At 60.4% G+C, this 17503-nt stretch carries 17 protein-coding genes and 1 pseudogene; 11 read left to right on the forward strand and 7 right to left on the reverse strand.

The features are described from left to right. Nucleotides 1–13: 13 nt before the first annotated feature. The 5 genes from pstA to BLR63_RS23160 all read left to right on the forward strand — a co-directional run bounded on the left by pstA (nucleotide 14) and on the right by BLR63_RS23160 (nucleotide 5372). Nucleotides 14–1684 (forward strand): phosphate ABC transporter permease PstA, encoded by a 1671-nt coding sequence (gene pstA / locus BLR63_RS23140; protein WP_010566940.1) that lies wholly within the window; start codon nucleotides 14–16, stop codon nucleotides 1682–1684. Between the two features lie 133 nt (nucleotides 1685–1817). Then, nucleotides 1818–2651, forward strand: coding sequence for a phosphate ABC transporter ATP-binding protein PstB (gene pstB / locus BLR63_RS23145; protein WP_010566941.1), 834 nt, complete (start codon nucleotides 1818–1820; stop codon nucleotides 2649–2651). A gap of 70 nt (nucleotides 2652–2721) precedes the next feature. Continuing rightward, entirely contained in the window at nucleotides 2722–3483 is a 762-nt protein-coding gene (phoU, locus tag BLR63_RS23150) for a phosphate signaling complex protein PhoU (protein WP_010566942.1), read from the forward strand. Between the two features lie 168 nt (nucleotides 3484–3651). After that, on the forward strand, nucleotides 3652–4566 hold the full coding sequence (locus BLR63_RS23155; protein WP_010566943.1) for a response regulator: 915 nt from the start codon (nucleotides 3652–3654) through the stop codon (nucleotides 4564–4566). Between the two features lie 134 nt (nucleotides 4567–4700). Beyond that, on the forward strand, nucleotides 4701–5372 hold the full coding sequence (locus tag BLR63_RS23160) for a M23 family metallopeptidase (protein WP_010566944.1): 672 nt from the start codon (nucleotides 4701–4703) through the stop codon (nucleotides 5370–5372). Between the two features lie 59 nt (nucleotides 5373–5431). On the opposite strand, the gene BLR63_RS23165 is transcribed toward BLR63_RS23160, so the two are convergent. From BLR63_RS23165 to phoB, 3 genes are all read right to left on the reverse strand, one after another. Beyond that, complete coding sequence (locus BLR63_RS23165) at nucleotides 5432–6772, reverse strand: hemolysin family protein (RefSeq protein WP_010566945.1); 1341 nt, start codon at nucleotides 6770–6772, stop codon at nucleotides 5432–5434. A 124-nt stretch (nucleotides 6773–6896) separates the two neighbouring features. Next, complete coding sequence (gene phoR / locus BLR63_RS23170) at nucleotides 6897–8183, reverse strand: phosphate regulon sensor histidine kinase PhoR (RefSeq protein ID WP_231998193.1); 1287 nt, start codon at nucleotides 8181–8183, stop codon at nucleotides 6897–6899. Between the two features lie 82 nt (nucleotides 8184–8265). Continuing rightward, on the reverse strand, nucleotides 8266–8955 hold the full coding sequence (gene phoB / locus BLR63_RS23175; protein WP_003176964.1) for a phosphate regulon transcriptional regulator PhoB: 690 nt from the start codon (nucleotides 8953–8955) through the stop codon (nucleotides 8266–8268). Between the two features lie 153 nt (nucleotides 8956–9108). Here phoB and BLR63_RS23180 point away from each other — a divergent pair, with 153 nt between their 5' ends. Further along, nucleotides 9109–9489, forward strand: a complete 381-nt coding sequence (locus tag BLR63_RS23180) for a COG4315 family predicted lipoprotein (protein WP_010566947.1) — start codon at nucleotides 9109–9111, stop codon at nucleotides 9487–9489. A gap of 32 nt (nucleotides 9490–9521) precedes the next feature. Here the strand turns inward: BLR63_RS23180 and ubiA are convergent. Both ubiA and BLR63_RS23190 read right to left on the reverse strand, forming a co-directional pair. Continuing rightward, a pseudogene (gene ubiA / locus BLR63_RS23185) lies at nucleotides 9522–10411 on the reverse strand (4-hydroxybenzoate octaprenyltransferase). Continuing rightward, nucleotides 10411–10974, reverse strand: a complete 564-nt coding sequence (locus BLR63_RS23190) for a chorismate--pyruvate lyase family protein (protein WP_010566949.1) — start codon at nucleotides 10972–10974, stop codon at nucleotides 10411–10413. Before BLR63_RS23190 ends, ubiA begins: the two are co-directional and overlap by 1 nt. A gap of 196 nt (nucleotides 10975–11170) precedes the next feature. Here BLR63_RS23190 and BLR63_RS23195 point away from each other — a divergent pair, with 196 nt between their 5' ends. From BLR63_RS23195 to BLR63_RS31965, 4 genes are all read left to right on the forward strand, one after another. Further along, nucleotides 11171–11338, forward strand: a complete 168-nt coding sequence (locus tag BLR63_RS23195; protein WP_010566950.1) for a rubredoxin — start codon at nucleotides 11171–11173, stop codon at nucleotides 11336–11338. 37 nt (nucleotides 11339–11375) lie between these two features. Beyond that, the gene (locus BLR63_RS23200; RefSeq protein WP_010566951.1) at nucleotides 11376–12524 is read left to right on the forward strand and encodes an NAD(P)/FAD-dependent oxidoreductase; all 1149 of its coding nucleotides are present in this window, start codon (nucleotides 11376–11378) and stop codon (nucleotides 12522–12524) included. A 191-nt stretch (nucleotides 12525–12715) separates the two neighbouring features. Then, complete coding sequence (locus tag BLR63_RS23205; protein ID WP_003213368.1) at nucleotides 12716–12991, forward strand: HU family DNA-binding protein; 276 nt, start codon at nucleotides 12716–12718, stop codon at nucleotides 12989–12991. 214 nt (nucleotides 12992–13205) lie between these two features. Next, nucleotides 13206–14174, forward strand: coding sequence for a hypothetical protein (locus BLR63_RS31965; RefSeq protein ID WP_231998104.1), 969 nt, complete (start codon nucleotides 13206–13208; stop codon nucleotides 14172–14174). Between the two features lie 254 nt (nucleotides 14175–14428). On the opposite strand, the gene BLR63_RS23215 is transcribed toward BLR63_RS31965, so the two are convergent. Beyond that, nucleotides 14429–15262, reverse strand: a complete 834-nt coding sequence (locus BLR63_RS23215; protein WP_010566953.1) for a hypothetical protein — start codon at nucleotides 15260–15262, stop codon at nucleotides 14429–14431. A 311-nt stretch (nucleotides 15263–15573) separates the two neighbouring features. Here BLR63_RS23215 and BLR63_RS23220 point away from each other — a divergent pair, with 311 nt between their 5' ends. Beyond that, entirely contained in the window at nucleotides 15574–15954 is a 381-nt protein-coding gene (locus BLR63_RS23220; protein WP_010566954.1) for a hypothetical protein, read from the forward strand. Nucleotides 15955–16079: 125 nt separating this feature from the next. Here the strand turns inward: BLR63_RS23220 and BLR63_RS23225 are convergent, their stop codons facing one another. Further along, nucleotides 16080–17480 carry an aminoacyl-tRNA deacylase and HDOD domain-containing protein gene (locus tag BLR63_RS23225; protein ID WP_010566955.1) on the reverse strand — a complete coding sequence of 467 codons (1401 nt, stop codon included), beginning with the start codon at nucleotides 17478–17480 and terminating at the stop codon, nucleotides 16080–16082. Nucleotides 17481–17503: the final 23 nt, after the last annotated feature.

The raw sequence follows: 17503 nt of genomic DNA on the forward strand, positions 1-17503 counted from the left end.
AAGGTAGAAGTCTGTGAAACAGAACTCCCTGAATGGATGGTTCAAGAGCGGCGCCCCCGGTGTGTGGATCAGCGGTGGCGCGGTGTCCATCGCGGTCATCATGACCATTGGTTTGCTGGCTGTGATTGCGGTGCGTGGTTTGGGCCACTTCTGGCCGGCTGACCTGATCCAGGCCAACTACGATGTACCGGGCCAGGCCAACCATATCGTCATCGGCGAAGTGGTGCAGAAAGAAGAAGTGCCGCGCGAGCGCCTGAAAAGCGCTGGCTTGCCGGTGCCCGATGAGGGCCCGGAATTCATGACCCGCGAGCTGATCAAGGTCGGTAACCGGGACCTGAACGGCAACGACTTCACCTGGATCATCGGCGAGTGGCTGACCAACCAGGCCAAGCCGGCGCAACTGATGACCATCGAGCGTCGTGAGTGGGGCAACTTCTACGGCACCCTGGTCAACGTCAAGCAGGACGGCAAGGTCATCGCCGAAGGCGAAGCCGCGTGGCCGGAGCTGCTGGCCCGTGTCGACCGCGTGAACAAGCTGGCGGCCCAGCTCAAGACCCTGGAGAAGTCCGACATCGGCGCGATCAACGCCGGTCTCGAGCGTATCCGCCTGCACGGTCGCAAGCTGGAACTGGAAGGCAAGCTCGACGCCGCCGCCCAGGCCGACATGGACGCCGATCGCGCCGAGCTGAATGCCCGTTACCAGGACATCGAAGCGCGTCTGTCCGACCTGCATGCCCAGTTCAACCGCGATGCCCTGACGGCCCGCGATGCCAATGGCAAGGAAGTGGAAATCGGCATCGGCAAAGTGGTCCACGCCTATCAGCCGAACGCCATGGGCACGATGACCAAGATCGGCTTTTACTTCAGCAAGGTCTGGGAATTCCTGAGTGACGACCCACGGGAAGCCAACACCGAAGGCGGGATTTTCCCGGCGATCTTCGGCACCGTGATGATGACCCTGATCATGGCGATGATCGTGACCCCGTTCGGCGTGCTGGCGGCGGTGTACCTGCGCGAATACGCCAAGCAGAACACCCTGACGCGGATCATCCGCATCGCCGTGAACAACCTCGCCGGCGTACCGGCCATCGTCTACGGCGTGTTCGGCCTGGGCTTCTTCGTGTATGTATTGGGTGGCTCGGTCGACCGCCTGTTCTTCGCCGAAGCGCTGCCGGCACCCACCTTCGGTACGCCCGGCCTGCTGTGGGCCTCGCTGACCCTGGCGCTGTTGGCGGTGCCGGTGGTGATCGTGGCCACCGAAGAAGGCCTGGCGCGGATTCCTCGCACCGTGCGCGAAGGTTCCCTGGCACTGGGCGCGACCAAGGCGGAAACGCTGTGGAAGATCGTGCTGCCCATGGCCAGCCCGGCGATGATGACCGGCATGATCCTCGCCGTGGCCCGCGCCGCCGGTGAAGTGGCGCCGCTGATGCTGGTGGGTGTGGTCAAGCTGGCCCCATCGCTGCCGTTGGACGGCAACTACCCTTACTTGCACCTGGACCAGAAGATCATGCACCTGGGCTTCCATATTTATGACGTCGGCTTCCAGAGCCCCAACGTCGAAGCCGCACGGCCACTGGTATATGCCACCGCGTTGTTGCTGGTGCTGGTGATCGCCACGCTCAACTTGTCGGCAGTGTGGATCCGTAACCACCTGCGCGAAAAATACAAAGCGCTGGATAGCTGATCTGAATCGAATGCGGACTTATTTGTGGGAGGGGGCTTGCTCCCGATAGCGGTGTGTCAACCAGCACATGTGTTTCTGATACACCGCAATCGGGAGCAAGCCCCCTCCCACACAACAGCACAGGGAGCATCCCATGCAACAAGAAACCCAATCCCATGGCATCAACATGTCTGCTCTGGGTCGCGACAAGCAGAGCCTGAGCCTGGCCGAAGAAACCGTGGCCATCGAAGTACCGGGCCTGAGCCTGTACTACGGCGACAAACAGGCGCTGTTCGACGTCAGCATGAACATCCCCAAGCAGCGCGTGACTGCCTTTATCGGCCCGTCCGGCTGCGGCAAGTCCACGTTGCTGCGCACTTTCAACCGCATGAACGACCTGGTGGACGGTTGCCGGGTGGAAGGGGCGATCAACCTGTATGGCACCAACATCTACCGCAAGGGCGAAGACGTGGCCGAGCTGCGTCGTCGGGTGGGCATGGTGTTCCAGAAGCCCAACCCATTCCCCAAGACCATCTACGAAAACGTGGTCTACGGCCTGCGTATCCAGGGCATCAATAAAAAGCGCATCCTCGACGAAGCGGTCGAGTGGGCCCTCAAGGGCGCGGCGCTGTGGGACGAGGTCAAGGACCGCCTGCACGAGTCGGCACTGGGCTTGTCCGGCGGCCAGCAGCAGCGTCTGGTGATCGCCCGCACCATCGCCGTGGAACCGGAAGTGCTGCTGCTCGACGAACCCTGCTCGGCACTCGACCCGATCTCCACGCTGAAAGTCGAGGAGCTGATCTACGAGCTCAAGTCCAAGTTCACCATCGTCATCGTGACCCACAACATGCAACAGGCGGCGCGGGTTTCCGACTACACCGCGTTCATGTACATGGGCAAACTCGTGGAGTTCGGCGATACCGATACCTTGTTCACCAATCCGGCGAAGAAGCAGACCGAAGACTACATCACCGGTCGCTATGGCTAGGAAGCTGTGGTTCTCATTGCACTGACGCTGCGGCTCACCGCACCTTACCGGACGCTCCAAGGACGCCAACATGATTAGCAAAGAAGGCCTTACCCATCACATCTCCGCGCAGTTCAACGCCGAGCTCGAGGAAGTGCGCAGCCACCTCCTGGCGATGGGCGGGCTGGTGGAGAAGCAAGTCAACGATGCGGTCACCGCGCTGATCGAGGCCGACTCGGGCCTGGCCCAGCAGGTGCGTGAGATCGATGACCAGATCAACCAGATGGAGCGCAACATCGACGAAGAATGCCTGCGCATTCTGGCCCGTCGCCAGCCGGCGGCCTCCGACCTGCGTTTGATCATCAGCATCTCCAAGTCGGTGATCGACCTGGAGCGCATCGGCGACGAAGCCACCAAGATCGCTCGCCGCGCCATCCAACTGTGCGAAGAAGGCGAAGCACCGCGCGGATACGTGGAAGTGCGCCACATCGGCGACCAGGTGCGCAACATGGTGCGCGATGCCCTCGACGCATTCGCCCGTTTCGACGCCGAACTGGCGTTGTCGGTGGCCCAGTACGACAAGACCATCGATCGCGAATACAAGACCGCGCTGCGCGAACTGGCGACCTACATGATGGAAGACCCGCGCTCTATCTCGCGGGTCTTGAGCATCATTTGGGTGCTGCGTTCCCTGGAGCGCATCGGCGACCACGCGCGCAATATCTCGGAACTGGTGATCTACCTGGTGCGCGGCACCGACGTGCGGCACATGGGTCTCAAGCGCATGAAGGCCGAAGTTGAAGGTTCAGCCGATCAAATCCCTAATGTTCCGGGCGAACCTGACGATAAGTAAGGTTGCCCGAGAAATTAACGCCCGGCCTTTGGTCGGGCGTTTTCGTTTGTAGCAGCTGAATTTTTTGTGCAGTCAGGGCAATAAACTTCCAACGTGACGACAGAGTTTTGGCAAAATGCCATTAGTCAGGCGTTTTGCGTGCCGCCGTTTTTATAGGATGAAGGGTCGATGAGTAAAGTCAGTGTATTGGTGGTGGATGACGCCTCGTTTATTCGCGATCTAGTGAAGAAGTGCCTGCGTAACTACTTCCCCGGGATCAAGCTTGAAGATGCGGTGAACGGCAAAAAGGCTCAGACCATCCTGATGCGCGAGAGCTTCGACCTGGTGCTGTGCGACTGGGAAATGCCGGAAATGTCCGGGCTTGAACTGCTGACCTGGTGCCGCGAACAGACGCACCTCAAGGCCATGCCGTTCGTGATGGTGACCAGCCGCGGCGACAAGGAAAACGTGGTTCAGGCGATCCAGGCCGGGGTTTCGGGCTATGTCAGCAAACCGTTCACGAACGAGCAGTTGCTGAACAAGGTCAAGCAGGCCCTGCACAAGGTCGGCCGCCTCGATGCACTGGTCGCCAGCGCCCCGACCAAAATGAACTCGGCCTTCGGTAACGACTCCCTGAGTGCCCTGACCGGCGGCAAGCCTGAAGCGGTCAAGGTCGCTCAGGCAGCGGCGGCAGCACCGGCGGCGGCACCGAGCAGGGGGCTGCTCAACAGTCCGCCCGTCCAGGCCCCGGCCGCGTCGCAGGCCAGTGGTCGTGGCCAGGGCCAGCTGCGTCTGTCCAGCGGCACCCAGCAGTGCGTGATCAAGGCGCTGAGCATCAAGGAAGCGCTGCTGGTGGTACGCCGCGGCGAAGTGCTGCCCCAGGTACTGGAAAGCGCCGTGCTCGACCTTGAGCAAGGCGACAACGCCGAAGTCGCCCGCCTCAATGGCTACCTGCACGCCGTGGCCGCCTTCGAGCCCAAGCCGGACAGCGATTGGCTGCAACTGACCTTCCGGTTTATCGACCAGGATGCGCAGAAGCTCGACTACATCTCGCGCCTGATCGCACGCGGCACGGCGCAGAAGCATTTCGTGCCGGGTGCCTGATTTAGAGAACGCTACCTGCCAATAGGTGTGGGCTTATGTGGGGGCTCGCTCCCACGGTTATCGGGGGAGCCTCACACAGTCTTGTCATCAAGGCTTGCTAGCCTGCCGTTCAGTCTCTCCGGCAGGTTCGCGCCATGCTCCTTCGCCTGTTGCTGTTCTGTGGGCTGGCCACGGTTGCCACGTCGACCCTGGCCATGACCCTCTACAAATCCACCGACGCCCATGGCGAGGTGTTCTTCAGCGACCGGCAAACCCCGGGCGCCCAGGCATTCGTGATCCAGGAGCGCAGGACCGAGCGGGTGTCGCGGCCGGTGCTCGAACGGCCCAAGCCCCGTTACCCACAGCCAGCCTACCGCTACCCCTTGCCCTGGCGCGGCGGGCCCTTTCGCCTGACCCAAGGCCCCAACGGCAGCTTCAGCCACACGGACGCCAAAAGCCGCTATGCCATGGACATCGCCATGCCCGAAGGCACGCCGATCATTGCGGCCCGCAGTGGGGTGGTGATGAACATCGAGAATGAGCAGGTCGGACGCGGTAACGACGCGTCGGGGAATTTCGTGCGCGTGCAGCACGATGACGGCACCCAGGGCGTGTACCTGCACCTCAAGCAGGGCTCGGTCAGTGTCCGGCCGGGACAGCGGGTGAGGGTGGGCGGCGCGCTGGGGTTATCGGGCAACACCGGCAACAGCAGCGGGCCCCATTTGCACTTTGTGGTGCAACAGCATACCGAGGCGGGGCTGGTGTCGATTCCTTACGAATTCAACCAGCCGGTCGGCACACTGCCCAATTTTGCCCTGGGCAATTGATGGCAGGCGTAGGAGCGCGCTTGTAACACCACGGGGTGCCAGGCACCCCGCGCTTTCGGTCACTCCAGCAACAAGACCTTGGCCAGCACGATTTTCGGGCCTTTCATCTTCTTGATGATGATCCGCAACCCCTCGACCTCCAGGACTTCTTCTTCTTCCGGCACCCGTTTGAGGGTGTCGTAGATCAGCCCGGCCAGGGTTTCGGCTTCGATGTGGTCCAGGTCGACACCCAGCAGGCGCTCGACCTTGAACAGCGGCGTATCGCCACGTACCAGCAGTTTGCCCGGCTGGTAGGCGAGGATGCCGCGCTCGGCCTTGCGGTGTTCGTCCTGGATATCGCCCACCAGCACTTCCAGCACGTCTTCCATGGTCAGGTAGCCGATGACCTTGCCATCGGCTTCTTCCACCAGGGCAAAGTGCGCGCCGCCTTTGCGGAACTGCTCCAGCAACTGCGACAACGGCATATGCCGCGACACACGCTCCAGCGGGCGGGTCAGCTCGGCCAGGTTGAACGACTCGGGGATGTGGTCCAGGTCTGCCAGTTCCAGCAGCAGGTCCTTGATGTGCAACAGGCCCACGAACTCATTGCGTACCGCGTCATACACGGGGTAGCGGCTGTATTTGTGCCGGCGGAACAGCGCGAGGATTTCCTTGAGCGGGGCGTTGAAGTCCAGGGTCACCAGGTCTTCCCGGGAGTTGGCCCAGTCGACCACTTCCAGCTCGCCCATTTCCACGGCCGAGGCCAGCACGCGCATGCCTTGGTCGCTCGGGTCCTGGCCACGGCTGGAGTGCAGGATCAACTTGAGTTCTTCGCGGCTGTAATTGTGCTCATGGTGCGGGCCGGGCTCGCCTTGGCCGGCGATGCGCAGGATGGCGTTGGCACTGGCGTTGAGCAGGTAGATCGCCGGGTACATGGTCCAGTAGAACAGGTACAGCGGCACCGCCGTCCACAGTGACAGCAGCTCTGGCTTGCGAATCGCCCAGGACTTGGGCGCCAGCTCGCCGACCACGATGTGCAGGTAGGAAATCATGAAGAAGGCGGAAAAGAACGACACGCCCTTGATCACTTCCGGCGACTCGACGCCTACCGCTCCCAGCAACGGCTCGAGGATGTGCGCGAAGGCGGGCTCACCGACCCAGCCCAGCCCCAGGGAGGCAAGGGTGATACCCAACTGGCAGGCCGACAGGTACGCATCGAGCTGGCTGTGTACGGTACGCAGGATCTGCCCGCGCCAGCCGTTGGTGTCGGCGATCGCCTCGACCCGCGTGGAGCGGAGTTTGACCATGGCAAACTCCGCCGCAACGAAGAAACCGTTGAGCAGTACCAGGATCAGTGCAAAAAGAATCATGCCGAAATCGGCGAAGAGTGTAGCCAGGGTGATACCAGGGGAAGGGTCCATGATGGGGTTTTGCTGGTTCCGTGTGTTCAATAAAGGGGGACAGGAGGGCCTGAAAGGCAGGCGTAAGTCGGCCAATGTAGCGGCTGACGGGGCGCTTGCCTAGTGCCCGCTGCTTGGCGGGGCGCTAGGCATCCTGATCAATCGCCCGCGAACGGGTCACTTGGGTTGGCGGGAAATGGCAGGTGAAGGTGCTGCCATGGCCCAGCACGCTGCTGATTTCCAGGCGTGCGCGGTGGCGCAGAAGCACATGCTTGACGATCGCCAGGCCCAGCCCGGTGCCGCCGGTGTTGGAGTTGCGGCTGGAATCGACGCGGTAGAACCGCTCGGTCAGGCGCGGCAGGTGTTTGGCGTCGATACCGATGCCGGAGTCCTGCACGCTCAGGTGCGCGCCCTGGTCGTCGGCCCACCAGCGGATGCGGATATTGCCCTTGTCCTGGGTGTATTTCACGGCGTTGAACACCAGGTTGGAAAACGCGCTGCGCAATTCGCCTTCACTGCCCTTGAGCAATATCGACGGGTCGGCTTCCAGGGTGATCTGTTGCCCGCGCTGGCCGGAAAGGGCCTGGGCGTCATTCTTGATGGTCTGCAGCAGGCTCTGGACGGCCACCGGGTGGTTGTCCGAGGGGTAGTCGGTGGCTTCCAGCTTGGCCAGCAGCAGCAGGTCGTTGAGCAGCGTCTGCATGCGTGAACCCTGTTGCTGCATCTGCTGCAGGGCGCGGCTCCAGCGCGGGTTGATCTCGTCGACGTTGTCCAGCAGCGTCTCCAGGTAACCGCAGATCACCGTCAGCGGCGTGCGCAGTTCGTGGGAGACGTTGGCGACGAAGTCTTTGCGCATCTGTTCCAACTGGTGGATGCGAGTCACGTCGCGCACCAGCATCAGGTGTTCGTTATTGCCGTAGCGCGTCAGGTACAGCTGGATGCGCACGCGGTCATTGGTGGGCGAGGGGATTTCCAGGGCTTCTTCGTAGTTTTCCTGCTCGAAGTACTCCTTGAAACGCGGGTGACGCACCAGGTTGGTCACCGGCTGGCCGCTGTCCTGGGGCGTCTTGAGGCCCAGCAGGGTTTCGGCGGCGCGGTTCCACCATTCCAGGTTGCCATCGCTGTCGAGCATGATCACCGCGTCTTTGAGCGCCGCGGTGGATTCCTGCACCCGGTCGATCACCGCTTGCAGGCGCCCGCGCACCCGTTGGTCGCGGCGTTGCAGGTGGTAGATGCTGTCGAACACTTCGCCCCACAGGCCGTAGCCGTCGGGTGGTGCTTCGTCGGGTTTGTGCTGGCGCAGCCATTCATGCAGGCGCAGCAGTTGTTTGAGGGTCCAGCCCAGGTAAAGACCGATACCGGCGGCCAGGCTCCAGCCGTAGTAGCCACTGATCAAGCCGACCAGCAGGCTGCCGGTGATCAGCAAAAGCATGTGGCGGATCAGGGTGCCATGCCAGTTTTGATTCACTTGAACATGCGTCCTTGTCAGCTGTTTAAGTCAGAAAGCGGCTAGCTCAACCCTTGGTGGAAAACCGGTAGCCGGTGCCGCGCACGGTTTGTACCAGATTCTCGTAGGCGTCGCCCAAGGCTTTGCGCAGGCGACGGATATGCACGTCCACGGTGCGTTCCTCCACATACACGTTGCCGCCCCACACCTGGTCCAGCAACTGGCCACGGGTGTAGGCGCGTTCCTGGTGGGTCATGAAAAATTGCAGCAGACGGTACTCGGTGGGGCCCATCTCGGCGGGTTTACCGTCGATGGTCACGCGGTGGCTGATCGGGTCCAACAGCAGGCCGCCGACTTCGATTGGCGCTTCGCCATCGGTGGGGCCGGCGCGGCGCAGTACGGCTTTCAGACGAGCGACCAGTTCCCGTGGGGAAAACGGCTTGGTGATGTAGTCATCGGCGCCGACTTCCAGGCCCTGGATCTTGTTGTCCTCTTCACCCTTGGCCGTGAGCATGATGATCGGGATGTCCCCGGTCAGTTCGTCACGCTTGAGGCGGCGGGCCAGTTCGATGCCGGAGGTGCCGGGCAGCATCCAGTCCAGCAGGATCAGGTCCGGTTTGCGGTCGACGATAATGGCATGGGCCTGCTGGGAGTTCTCTGCCTCCAGGCAGTCGTAGCCGGCCATTTCCAACGCGACGGCGATCATCTCGCGAATGGGCGCTTCGTCGTCAACGATCAGAATGCTCCTGCCAACCATGCCTGAATCCTCTTGTCATTTAACTGTCTTGCGCCGCATTAGATAACGGAATTATTGCAGTCGTGTGACAGTAATTTAGCCGCTTGGGCAATCTACGCCTCTCTGGACTACGCTTTGGGTCCGAATCCTGACAACCACAAAAGGAAGGTTCCGATGACTTACAGCACGATTTCCTGGAAAGCCCTGCTGGTCACGGCGGCGTTGACGCTGCCGACCCTGGCATTTGCCGCAGACCCGGCGATGACGAAAGATGGGGTGTTGGTGGATCACAAGGGCATGACGCTCTATACCTTCGCCAAGGATGCCGATGGCAAGTCCATGTGTAACGACAAATGCGCCACCAACTGGCCGCCGTTGATGGCCGAATCTACCGACAAGCCTATGGGCAAGTGGACCGTCATCACCCGTGACGATCAAAAGAGCCAATGGGCCTACAGCGGTAAGCCGCTCTACACCTTCGTCATGGACAAAAAGGCCGGCGACATGACGGGCGACGGCAAAATGGACGGGGCCTGGAAAGTCGCCAAGCCCTGATTCAACCCACTAGCGGTGAGGGGCCCGGCCCCTCATCGAAACCCGTAGTCCGCCACGATCCCGACAAAAATCGCCAGCCCCGCCCAGTGGTTGTGCAAAAACGCCTTGAAGCATTTCAGGCGGTCCCTGTCCCGGGTGTACCAGAACTCCCAGGCGAAACAGCCCGCTGCCGCCAACAACCCCAGATGGAACCAGCCCCCAGCTCAAACCGTGCACCGGCGAGCAACAGGCACGCCAGCGCCAGGCCTTGCAGGGTGAGGATGATCACGCGGTCGGCATCGCCGAACAGAATGGCAGTGGATTTGACGCCGATCTTCAAGTCGTCATCGCGGTCCGTCATCGCGTAATACGTGTCGTAACCCACCGTCCACAGCAGGTTGGCGATATATAGCAGCCACGCGGTGGCGGGCAGGTTGCCGGTTTCGGCGGTGAACGCCATCGGCATGCCCCAGGAAAACGCCGCCCCCAACACCACCTGCGGGTAATAGGTGTAGCGCTTCATGAACGGGTAGCTCGCCGCCAGCGCCAGGCCGCCCAGGGACAGCAGGATGGTGGTGGCGTTGGTCAGCAGCACCAGTAGGAAACTGATGCCCATCAGCAGCGCAAAAAACACCAGCGCCTCTTTCGAGCTGATCTTGCCGCTCACCAGCGGGCGTTGCTCGGTACGTTTCACATGGCCATCGACCTTGCGGTCGGCCCAGTCATTGATCACGCAGCCGCCGGCGCGGGTCAGCACCACGCCCAGCACGAAAATCACGATGTTGATAAAGGACGGCGAACCCTTGCCGGCAATCCACAACGCCCACAGCGTTGGCCACAGCAACAGGTAGATGCCGATGGGCTTGTCCATGCGGGTCAACTGAATGAAATCCCACGCCCTGGGGTTCAGGCGATTCAAGGATTTGAGCAGACGTTGATACATCAGCAATTCTCCGGGTGGTCATGCAGGGCCTGCCAGAAGCTCGGCAAGAAAATTTCCGACACCAGCACGCTCAGCGGCCCGCGATCGAAGCGTGACCGGCGGGCCCACAGCCCATCGGTGTGATCGGCGACAGGCAGCCACTGACGCGGGTAATGGCACACCTCGATCGCCTGGCGGATGAACGCTTGATCGCAAAACAGCAATTCGCCGAGCGAGCGGCTGCCCAACTCGTCCATATGCAGGCCATCGCCCTCCAGAGCGCCGCGCGCCGCCACGCTGCGGGCAAACACCCACGGCTGGCCGTGCCCACGCAAATACACCTCGCGCACCCAGCCGACACTGGCCGGGGCCAGATCCAAGGCCGCGCATTCATCGTCGCGCAGCGGTTGCCAGCCTTCGAACAGCGGCGTCACGCTGAAACCATCGCTGGACAGCCGCGTGAGCCGGCGTGTCAGCGAGCCCTCGTCGAACAGCCAATCGACGATCAGGGGCGCAGGCAAGGGGAGCAGATGGCTCTGGGTCAGCCATTGGCAAGCATCGGGGAGGGCGATTGAATGCGGCACGGTGCGTCAGTATTGGCAGTAAAAGAGGCGGCGAGCTTACCATGGCGCCCTGATCTTTTGCCGCGAGGAACCGGCTCCGCGTGTCGATCGTGCTTGCATCTGCCGGCCCCGATCAGTACAAAACGCCCTGAGCCGCGCGGCACCGCTGGATCCATCGACCGCCGGCCAACATGCCTGGACCCTGAGGAAGTAAGTAATGAAGAAGTGGCAATGCGTAGTCTGTGGCCTGATCTATGACGAAAAAGACGGCTGGCCGGATGATGGAATTCTGCCGGGTACCCGCTGGGAAGACGTCCCGGCAGATTGGCTGTGCCCGGACTGCGGCGTGGGCAAAATGGATTTCGAAATGATCGAACTCGGCTGATTTGAGCTTTTAAGAAACGTATTACAAGGAGAAAGGAATGAACGCACCTGTCGTGATCATTGGCACAGGCCTCGCCGGCTACAACGTGGCCCGGGAGTTTCGCAAGCTCGACAGCGAGACCCCATTGCTGCTGATCACCGCGGATGACGGGCGCTCCTACTCCAAGCCCATGCTTTCCACCGGCTTTGGCAAGAACAAGGAAGCGGACGGCCTGAGCATGGCCGAACCGGGCACCATGGCCGAGCAACTCAACGCCGAAGTGCGTACCCACACGCGCGTCAGCGGCATTGACCCTGGGCACAAGCGCCTGTGGATCGGCGAGGAAGCGGTGGCTTACCGCGACCTGATCCTGGCCTGGGGCGCGGAAACCGTGCGTGTACCGGTCGAAGGCGATGCCGCCGAGCTGATTTTTCCGATCAACGACCTGGAAGACTATGCGCGCTTTCGCGCCGCCGCTGCCGGCAAGCACCGTGTGCTGGTGCTCGGCGCCGGCCTGATCGGCTGCGAATTCGCCAACGACCTGATCCTCGGCGGCTATGAGATCGACCTGGTCGCGCCGTGCGAGCAAGTCATGCCGACGCTGCTGCACCCGGCGGCGGCCGCTGCGGTCCAGGCCGGGCTGGAAGGCCTGGGTGCACGCTTCCACCTGGGCCCGGTGCTCAATCGCCTGCAACGCAGCGCCGATGGCCTGGAAGCGCATCTGTCGGACGGTAAAGTGATCCTGTGCGACCTGGTGGTCTCGGCCATCGGCCTGCGCCCACGTATCGACCTGGCGGCCGCCGCCGGCCTGCAGGTCAACCGTGGGATCATGGTCGACCGCCACCTCAAGACCTCCCACGCCAATATCTACGCCCTGGGCGACTGCGCCGAGGTCGATGGCCTGAACCTGCTGTACGTGATGCCGCTGATGACATGCGCCCGCGCCCTGGCCCAGACCCTGGCCGGCAATGCCACGGCTGTCAGCTATGGCCCGATGCCGGTCACCGTCAAGACGCCGGTCTGTCCGCTGGTGGTTTCGCCCCCGCCACGCGGCACCGAAGGCGTGTGGAGCGTCGAAGGCCAGGGCGCCGACATCAAGGCCCTGTGCCGCGACGCCAGCGGCCGCTTGCTGGGCTATGCACTTACCGGCAGCGCGGTGATGGAAAAACTGGCGCTGAACAAAGAACTTCCGCCTTTGCTGGCGTAAATACTGGTCGTTCTGTCGGAATAACCCTGTTTTTCAGTCTAGAAAGGTCGCCGCGAGACTGGCGGAGCGTGCGAGGGCATGCCATCCTCACTCCCGTCTGCCGCAGAGTAGAGCCTGCGGCGCTTTGGGCGCTGCTCCACAGATGAGCGGCACGGACATAACAACAAAAAACCGTCAAAGAGGCTTCACTTATGCGTAAACCAGAACTCGCAGCCGCCATCGCTGAAAAAGCCGATCTCACCAAAGAACAGGCCAACCGCGTCCTCAACGCCGTTCTCGAAGAAATCACCGGCGCCCTGCACCGCAAGGACAGCGTCACCCTGGTTGGCTTCGGCACCTTCCTGCAACGTCACCGCGGTGCCCGCACTGGCAAAAACCCGCAAACCGGTGAGCCTGTGAAGATCAAGGCGAGCAATACCGTTGCATTCAAGCCGGGCAAGTCGCTCAAAGACAGCGTCAACCCGTAATAGCAATACCGTCTCGAAGGGAGGCGGGGCGGTAAAAAAGATGGGCACGCCGACTGGGTCGGGTGCCCATTTTTTATTGGCGCGCGAGGGTGAGTATTTTGTATTGAATTTTGAACAGCCTACCTTCTGAAATTGGAACTTGTTTTTGTATGGCGTCACACAGTGTCTGAGGTTGCAGGGAGGCCTCTCTAATATCATTTTCAGAGGTGAACTTATGAAGTTATCCAATCAGCCCTTTCTTCCGCACTTGGCGTCGACGGCCCAGCCGCAGACACCGGGCACTTCTGCGGTGTTGATCAAAGGCAATGGTGCATCAGTCCAAGAGCATTCCAACACTGAACATGGCTCACAGCGCGCCCGGGTGTTTTCCCCCGAATATCCCATGGCGAGTGATCAAGATATTCATATACGAGACACCCGCGCATTGAGGCGTGCGTCCCCACTCAAACCACTGAAACCAAAGGCTGCCAAGCCCACGCCACAATCCCGACCAGCGCCCAGGCCCGTCCCAAAACCCGCGATAAAGCCAACGCCACAGGGGGCGGCGACCGGTACGCGAGCGGCAACGAGCAGCGCAAAAGCGATTAGCGATCTGCACAATAAACATGCATTTGCGCCCCTATCGTCTGAACTGGCTGCCAGCGCACGTAGTTCATTTGTAAGTTCGGCGACCAGCAACTTGATAAATATCCCCTTCAGTGTGGGGCAGCACATGGTTTCTAAAGCCATCCTCGAAAGAATTGACGCGCAGGCAAAAATGCCTGGCGCAGAAAAAAAGAATGCGGATGGCACCACGACCTCCGTTGATCCTTCCGCGACCCAACAGCAAAAAATTGAGGCACGCCTCACAGACAATGAAATAAAAGTCGAGTTGATGACCAACACGATCCTTTCCATCAACGAAGGGCCAAACGCACAGGCCGTGGGCAAGCGGCCTGACGCACCGACTGATACGAACGGACGCTTGACCGGCCTTGAGACAACCATGACGGCTGTTGAAGCCCAGATGAAAGATGCGGGCAAACGATATGGGCTTATCTATACGCCGTATGTTGCGCCCACCTCGGCAGACGTGCCTAGCGCTGAGTCGCGGCTGGACGAGATTGAAAAGCGTCACGCCCATATGAACAAAATGCTTAAACGGCTGGTCAGGAATGCAGAGGCGGATACGGAAGATGCTTGATGGGTTTCCGGTTTAAGCCGTAGACAAAAAATGGGCACCCCGGCGGGGCGGGGTGTCCATTTTTTCTGGGATATACAATCCGCCGATTGAAGGCTCTTGCCACGACGCGGATCCGGCTTACTGGACGCACGGTGCCGTGCCCTAACGTTTAAGCGTGAAACGCCGGTCGGTGTTTCATCTCGGTGAATCTTCGGCTAGCGTTTATGTTTTGTGTGAACAGGACGTTTTAACCAGATTGCGGCTCTCTGCTTTGGTTATCTCTGAGGAATAAGTCCAGTGATCTCAAACTTCCCTTTTTTGAAGGTGATGTCGTCATTTGCCTCGAATTCCAAGGTGCCAGTGAAACGCTCCGAAGCAGAGTCGTAGTGATAGATGACAGTTCCTTTATCTGCTCTATGTACGCCTGTATAAACCAATGTTGCCAATGCAGACTTACCATCTTCATTCAAAGTGATGGGTAACTCTGGCTCACCTAGTAAAGCACGAGGTATATGGAGGTGAATTTGATGTTCCGGGAATTCTTTAACTTTAGCAATGACTTGCAAGAAAGAGCCGGCGCCTGTGCCTCCGACAAACTCCATTGACACGTCAGTGGCTACAAATTCAATATTACCGGGCTGCAACTCGCCTTTCAGGCTTCCTTTACTGAGACGCTGAGGTTGCTGGTCGAAGGATACGATGCCGTGACTCAACGTCGCCTCCGCGGTTATTGCCGGGTCGACGCTTTTCGCCACGCAGTCAAAGCTGCCAACAATGCGTTGCTCAGTGGCCGTTTCAGTCAGATTGAAATGGCCGGATATATCGACGTAATAACTGAGTATGTTCAGGTGGGGTGGAAGGTAGAACACGCGGACTTTGTTGTTCGGATCTCCATCCAGCAGATACCTTCCCGGTGGTGTGCCATTTTTGATTCTTAAATCAACGGTGTACATGCGAAAGGGTGAGAAGGCATTCTCACGGGCCACGACCGTTAAAACATCTTCTTTTAATGTTGTGGTCGTGGTGTGGGCGTTGAAGTGATGGGTTTCTCCGTTTAGCTCTAGGGTGACCCTGATTTCGCCTGCTCTTTTTCCGTGATTGTTGCTCATGATGATTTCCTCAACGATGACGTGAGCTAATAATTTACGTTTCGAGTGTGCTGCGTTTATCAGGATGTAAGAGGCGCAGGATAATGGCTACTGTGATAATTAACAGGGCGTTAGAATTTTTTTAACTGGGTGTTATTTCCAATAGGTCTTTAGTGTCGCGGGAGCGTTGCATGATCGGGTCCTTAATTGACTGGCTAGTCATAAGGTTTTCCCGTCTGCGCACCACTATCACATACTGTTTTGAATAGTGGCGTTCTGTATGCGAATCGCTAAACTGCGGCAACTCTTTATTATTCTGAGGCTACGCGCTTATGAAATTTCGTCTTCTCCTCTGGGTGCTGGGCCTCATGATGGGCAAAGCCAGCCGCACCAATCCCACCTTCCAGCAACAGCTGGGTGACAAAGACCTGGCGTTCCAGTTGCAGACCCTCGACGGCAAGGTTGCCCGTCACTTCATCGTCAAAGACCAGCGCATCACCAGCCGCTCGGGCGTTCACCCGGCGCCAGCATTTGCCATCGCGTTCAAGGACGCCGCCTACGGCTTCGCCACGATGCAGGCGAAGAACAAGCAACTGGCGTTCATGACGGGGATTCAGGACAAGTCGATCCAGATCAAGGGCAACCCGGCGCTGGTGATCTGGTTCCAGGGGCTGACCAAGTATCTGAAGCCGAAGAAAACCAAGAAGGCTTGAAGGCAAGCCCTGTAGGAGCGAGCTCGCTCGCGAAAAACCCATAGACGACGCGGGCTACCGAATGGCGCTGCGTCATCGTTGACGTTCTTCGCGAGCAAGCTCGCACCTACAGAGGGATCGCTGGCTCAGGACTGGCTGAACTGGGACGCTAATTCACGCAGCAGCACTTCGGCATCCAGCACCTTGGCCACCACGTCCTCAGCCTTGTCACGCGTCAGCCCCAGGCGCTCCAGCAGTGCATCCGGAATCGTCTCGTCCGGCCCGGAGCCGATGCCATGGCTGCGCAGCAGGCGCACGGCCACGCACACCAGGTTCGGGTATTCGGCGTATTGGCCGTCGTAGGTCGGGTCGTGCTGGAAGCGCAGGGCGGTGGACAGTTCGTCGGGCATATCCCAGTAGCGCATCAGCCAGGCGCCGATTTGCTCGCGGCTGATGCCCAGCAGGTGTTGCTCCACATAGCTGTGGCACAGGTGCGGGTTGACCTCCAGGTGTCGGCAGATCAGCGAGAAGTGCGGTGGAAACACATGGGCCAGCAGCAGGTAGCCGAAGTTGTGCAGTAAACCAGCGAGGTAGGTCAGGCCGGCTTCCGGGCGCTGGGCGCGGGGCATGGCGCGGGTCAGGCCTTCGATTACCGCAGCGGTGTAGATCGACTGGTGCCAGTACGGCGTTGCCTGGTGCGGATGGTCTTTGGGCAGGCTCAAAGTCTTGCCCAGGGCCAGGCCCAGCGCCAGGTTGATCACCAGGTCGAAGCCCAGCACGCGCACGATTGCATCTTCCACGGAGCGGATCTTGCCCGGCGATGCGTAGTAGGGCGATGCAGCCCAACTGACCACCTGGGCGGCCAGCGACGGGTCGGTTTCCACCACGCTGGTGATGTCATCGATGGTGGCGTTGGGGTCGACGCGCAGCTTGATGATCTTCTGCGCAGTGTCGGCCAGCGGCGGAATCTCGATGGTCGCTTCCAGGCGCTGCTGGATGCGACGGGCGGTGAACGCCTGCATCGCCTGGGTGATTTCCTCGCGGTCGTCATTGGGGCGGTCGAGGTTCGGGCGGATATTGCTCAGCGGCTCGCCGAAGTGGCCGGCGCTGGCCTTGGTGAGCATGGTCTTGAAGTGGGCGCTGGAAATTTCCAGCAGCAACCCGGCTTCGCCCGAATGCACCAGCAGGCTTGGCTCGTTGAGCAGGCTGCCTTCGTACAGGCACGGCGAGCTGGTCAGGGCCGGCAGACCCGGCAGCAGGCTCAGGTCATGCTTGCTCAGCATACGTTCGACGCGATCCGGCGCCACTGCCGTGAGGCGGCGACCGGTGAGCTCGGTGAGGCGGTTGAGGTCGAGCAGTTGGTTCTGCGGGAACAGCACCATCAGAGCGCCCACCGCATCTTCCAGCAGCACGGCCTGGACCTTTCGAGCCGGATTCAGGCCAGGCGCTTCGATGACTTGCGTGTAGCTGATGGCGAGCTTTTCGAGCAACGCCCGAATGACCGGCGGGGCGGTCAGTGGGGTTGTGGCGAGGGCAACTTCTGACATGGCCTGATCCAATTTCTTACAAT

The sequence above is a fragment of the Pseudomonas extremaustralis genome, from assembly GCF_900102035.1.
In the GTDB taxonomy this organism is placed as follows: domain Bacteria; phylum Pseudomonadota; class Gammaproteobacteria; order Pseudomonadales; family Pseudomonadaceae; genus Aquipseudomonas; species Aquipseudomonas extremaustralis.

Excerpts from the sequence above, each read along its gene's own strand:
- phoR (WP_231998193.1), bottom strand. The coding sequence starts at position 8,183 with ATGCTTTTGCTGATCACCGGCAGCCTGCTGGTCGGCTTGATCAGTGGC.
- BLR63_RS23225 (WP_010566955.1), bottom strand. The coding sequence starts at position 17,480 with ATGTCAGAAGTTGCCCTCGCCACAACCCCACTGACCGCCCCGCCGGTC.
- phoU (WP_010566942.1), top strand. The coding sequence starts at position 2,722 with ATGATTAGCAAAGAAGGCCTTACCCATCACATCTCCGCGCAGTTCAAC.
- BLR63_RS23215 (WP_010566953.1), bottom strand. The coding sequence starts at position 15,262 with ATGAGCAACAATCACGGAAAAAGAGCAGGCGAAATCAGGGTCACCCTA.
- BLR63_RS23205 (WP_003213368.1), top strand. The coding sequence starts at position 12,716 with ATGCGTAAACCAGAACTCGCAGCCGCCATCGCTGAAAAAGCCGATCTC.
- BLR63_RS31965 (WP_231998104.1), top strand. The coding sequence starts at position 13,206 with ATGAAGTTATCCAATCAGCCCTTTCTTCCGCACTTGGCGTCGACGGCC.
- BLR63_RS23200 (WP_010566951.1), top strand. The coding sequence starts at position 11,376 with ATGAACGCACCTGTCGTGATCATTGGCACAGGCCTCGCCGGCTACAAC.
- BLR63_RS23165 (WP_010566945.1), bottom strand. The coding sequence starts at position 6,772 with ATGGACCCTTCCCCTGGTATCACCCTGGCTACACTCTTCGCCGATTTC.
- BLR63_RS23160 (WP_010566944.1), top strand. The coding sequence starts at position 4,701 with ATGCTCCTTCGCCTGTTGCTGTTCTGTGGGCTGGCCACGGTTGCCACG.
- BLR63_RS23155 (WP_010566943.1), top strand. The coding sequence starts at position 3,652 with ATGAGTAAAGTCAGTGTATTGGTGGTGGATGACGCCTCGTTTATTCGC.
- BLR63_RS23180 (WP_010566947.1), top strand. The coding sequence starts at position 9,109 with ATGACTTACAGCACGATTTCCTGGAAAGCCCTGCTGGTCACGGCGGCG.
- BLR63_RS23220 (WP_010566954.1), top strand. The coding sequence starts at position 15,574 with ATGAAATTTCGTCTTCTCCTCTGGGTGCTGGGCCTCATGATGGGCAAA.
- BLR63_RS23195 (WP_010566950.1), top strand. The coding sequence starts at position 11,171 with ATGAAGAAGTGGCAATGCGTAGTCTGTGGCCTGATCTATGACGAAAAA.
- pstB (WP_010566941.1), top strand. The coding sequence starts at position 1,818 with ATGCAACAAGAAACCCAATCCCATGGCATCAACATGTCTGCTCTGGGT.
- phoB (WP_003176964.1), bottom strand. The coding sequence starts at position 8,955 with ATGGTTGGCAGGAGCATTCTGATCGTTGACGACGAAGCGCCCATTCGC.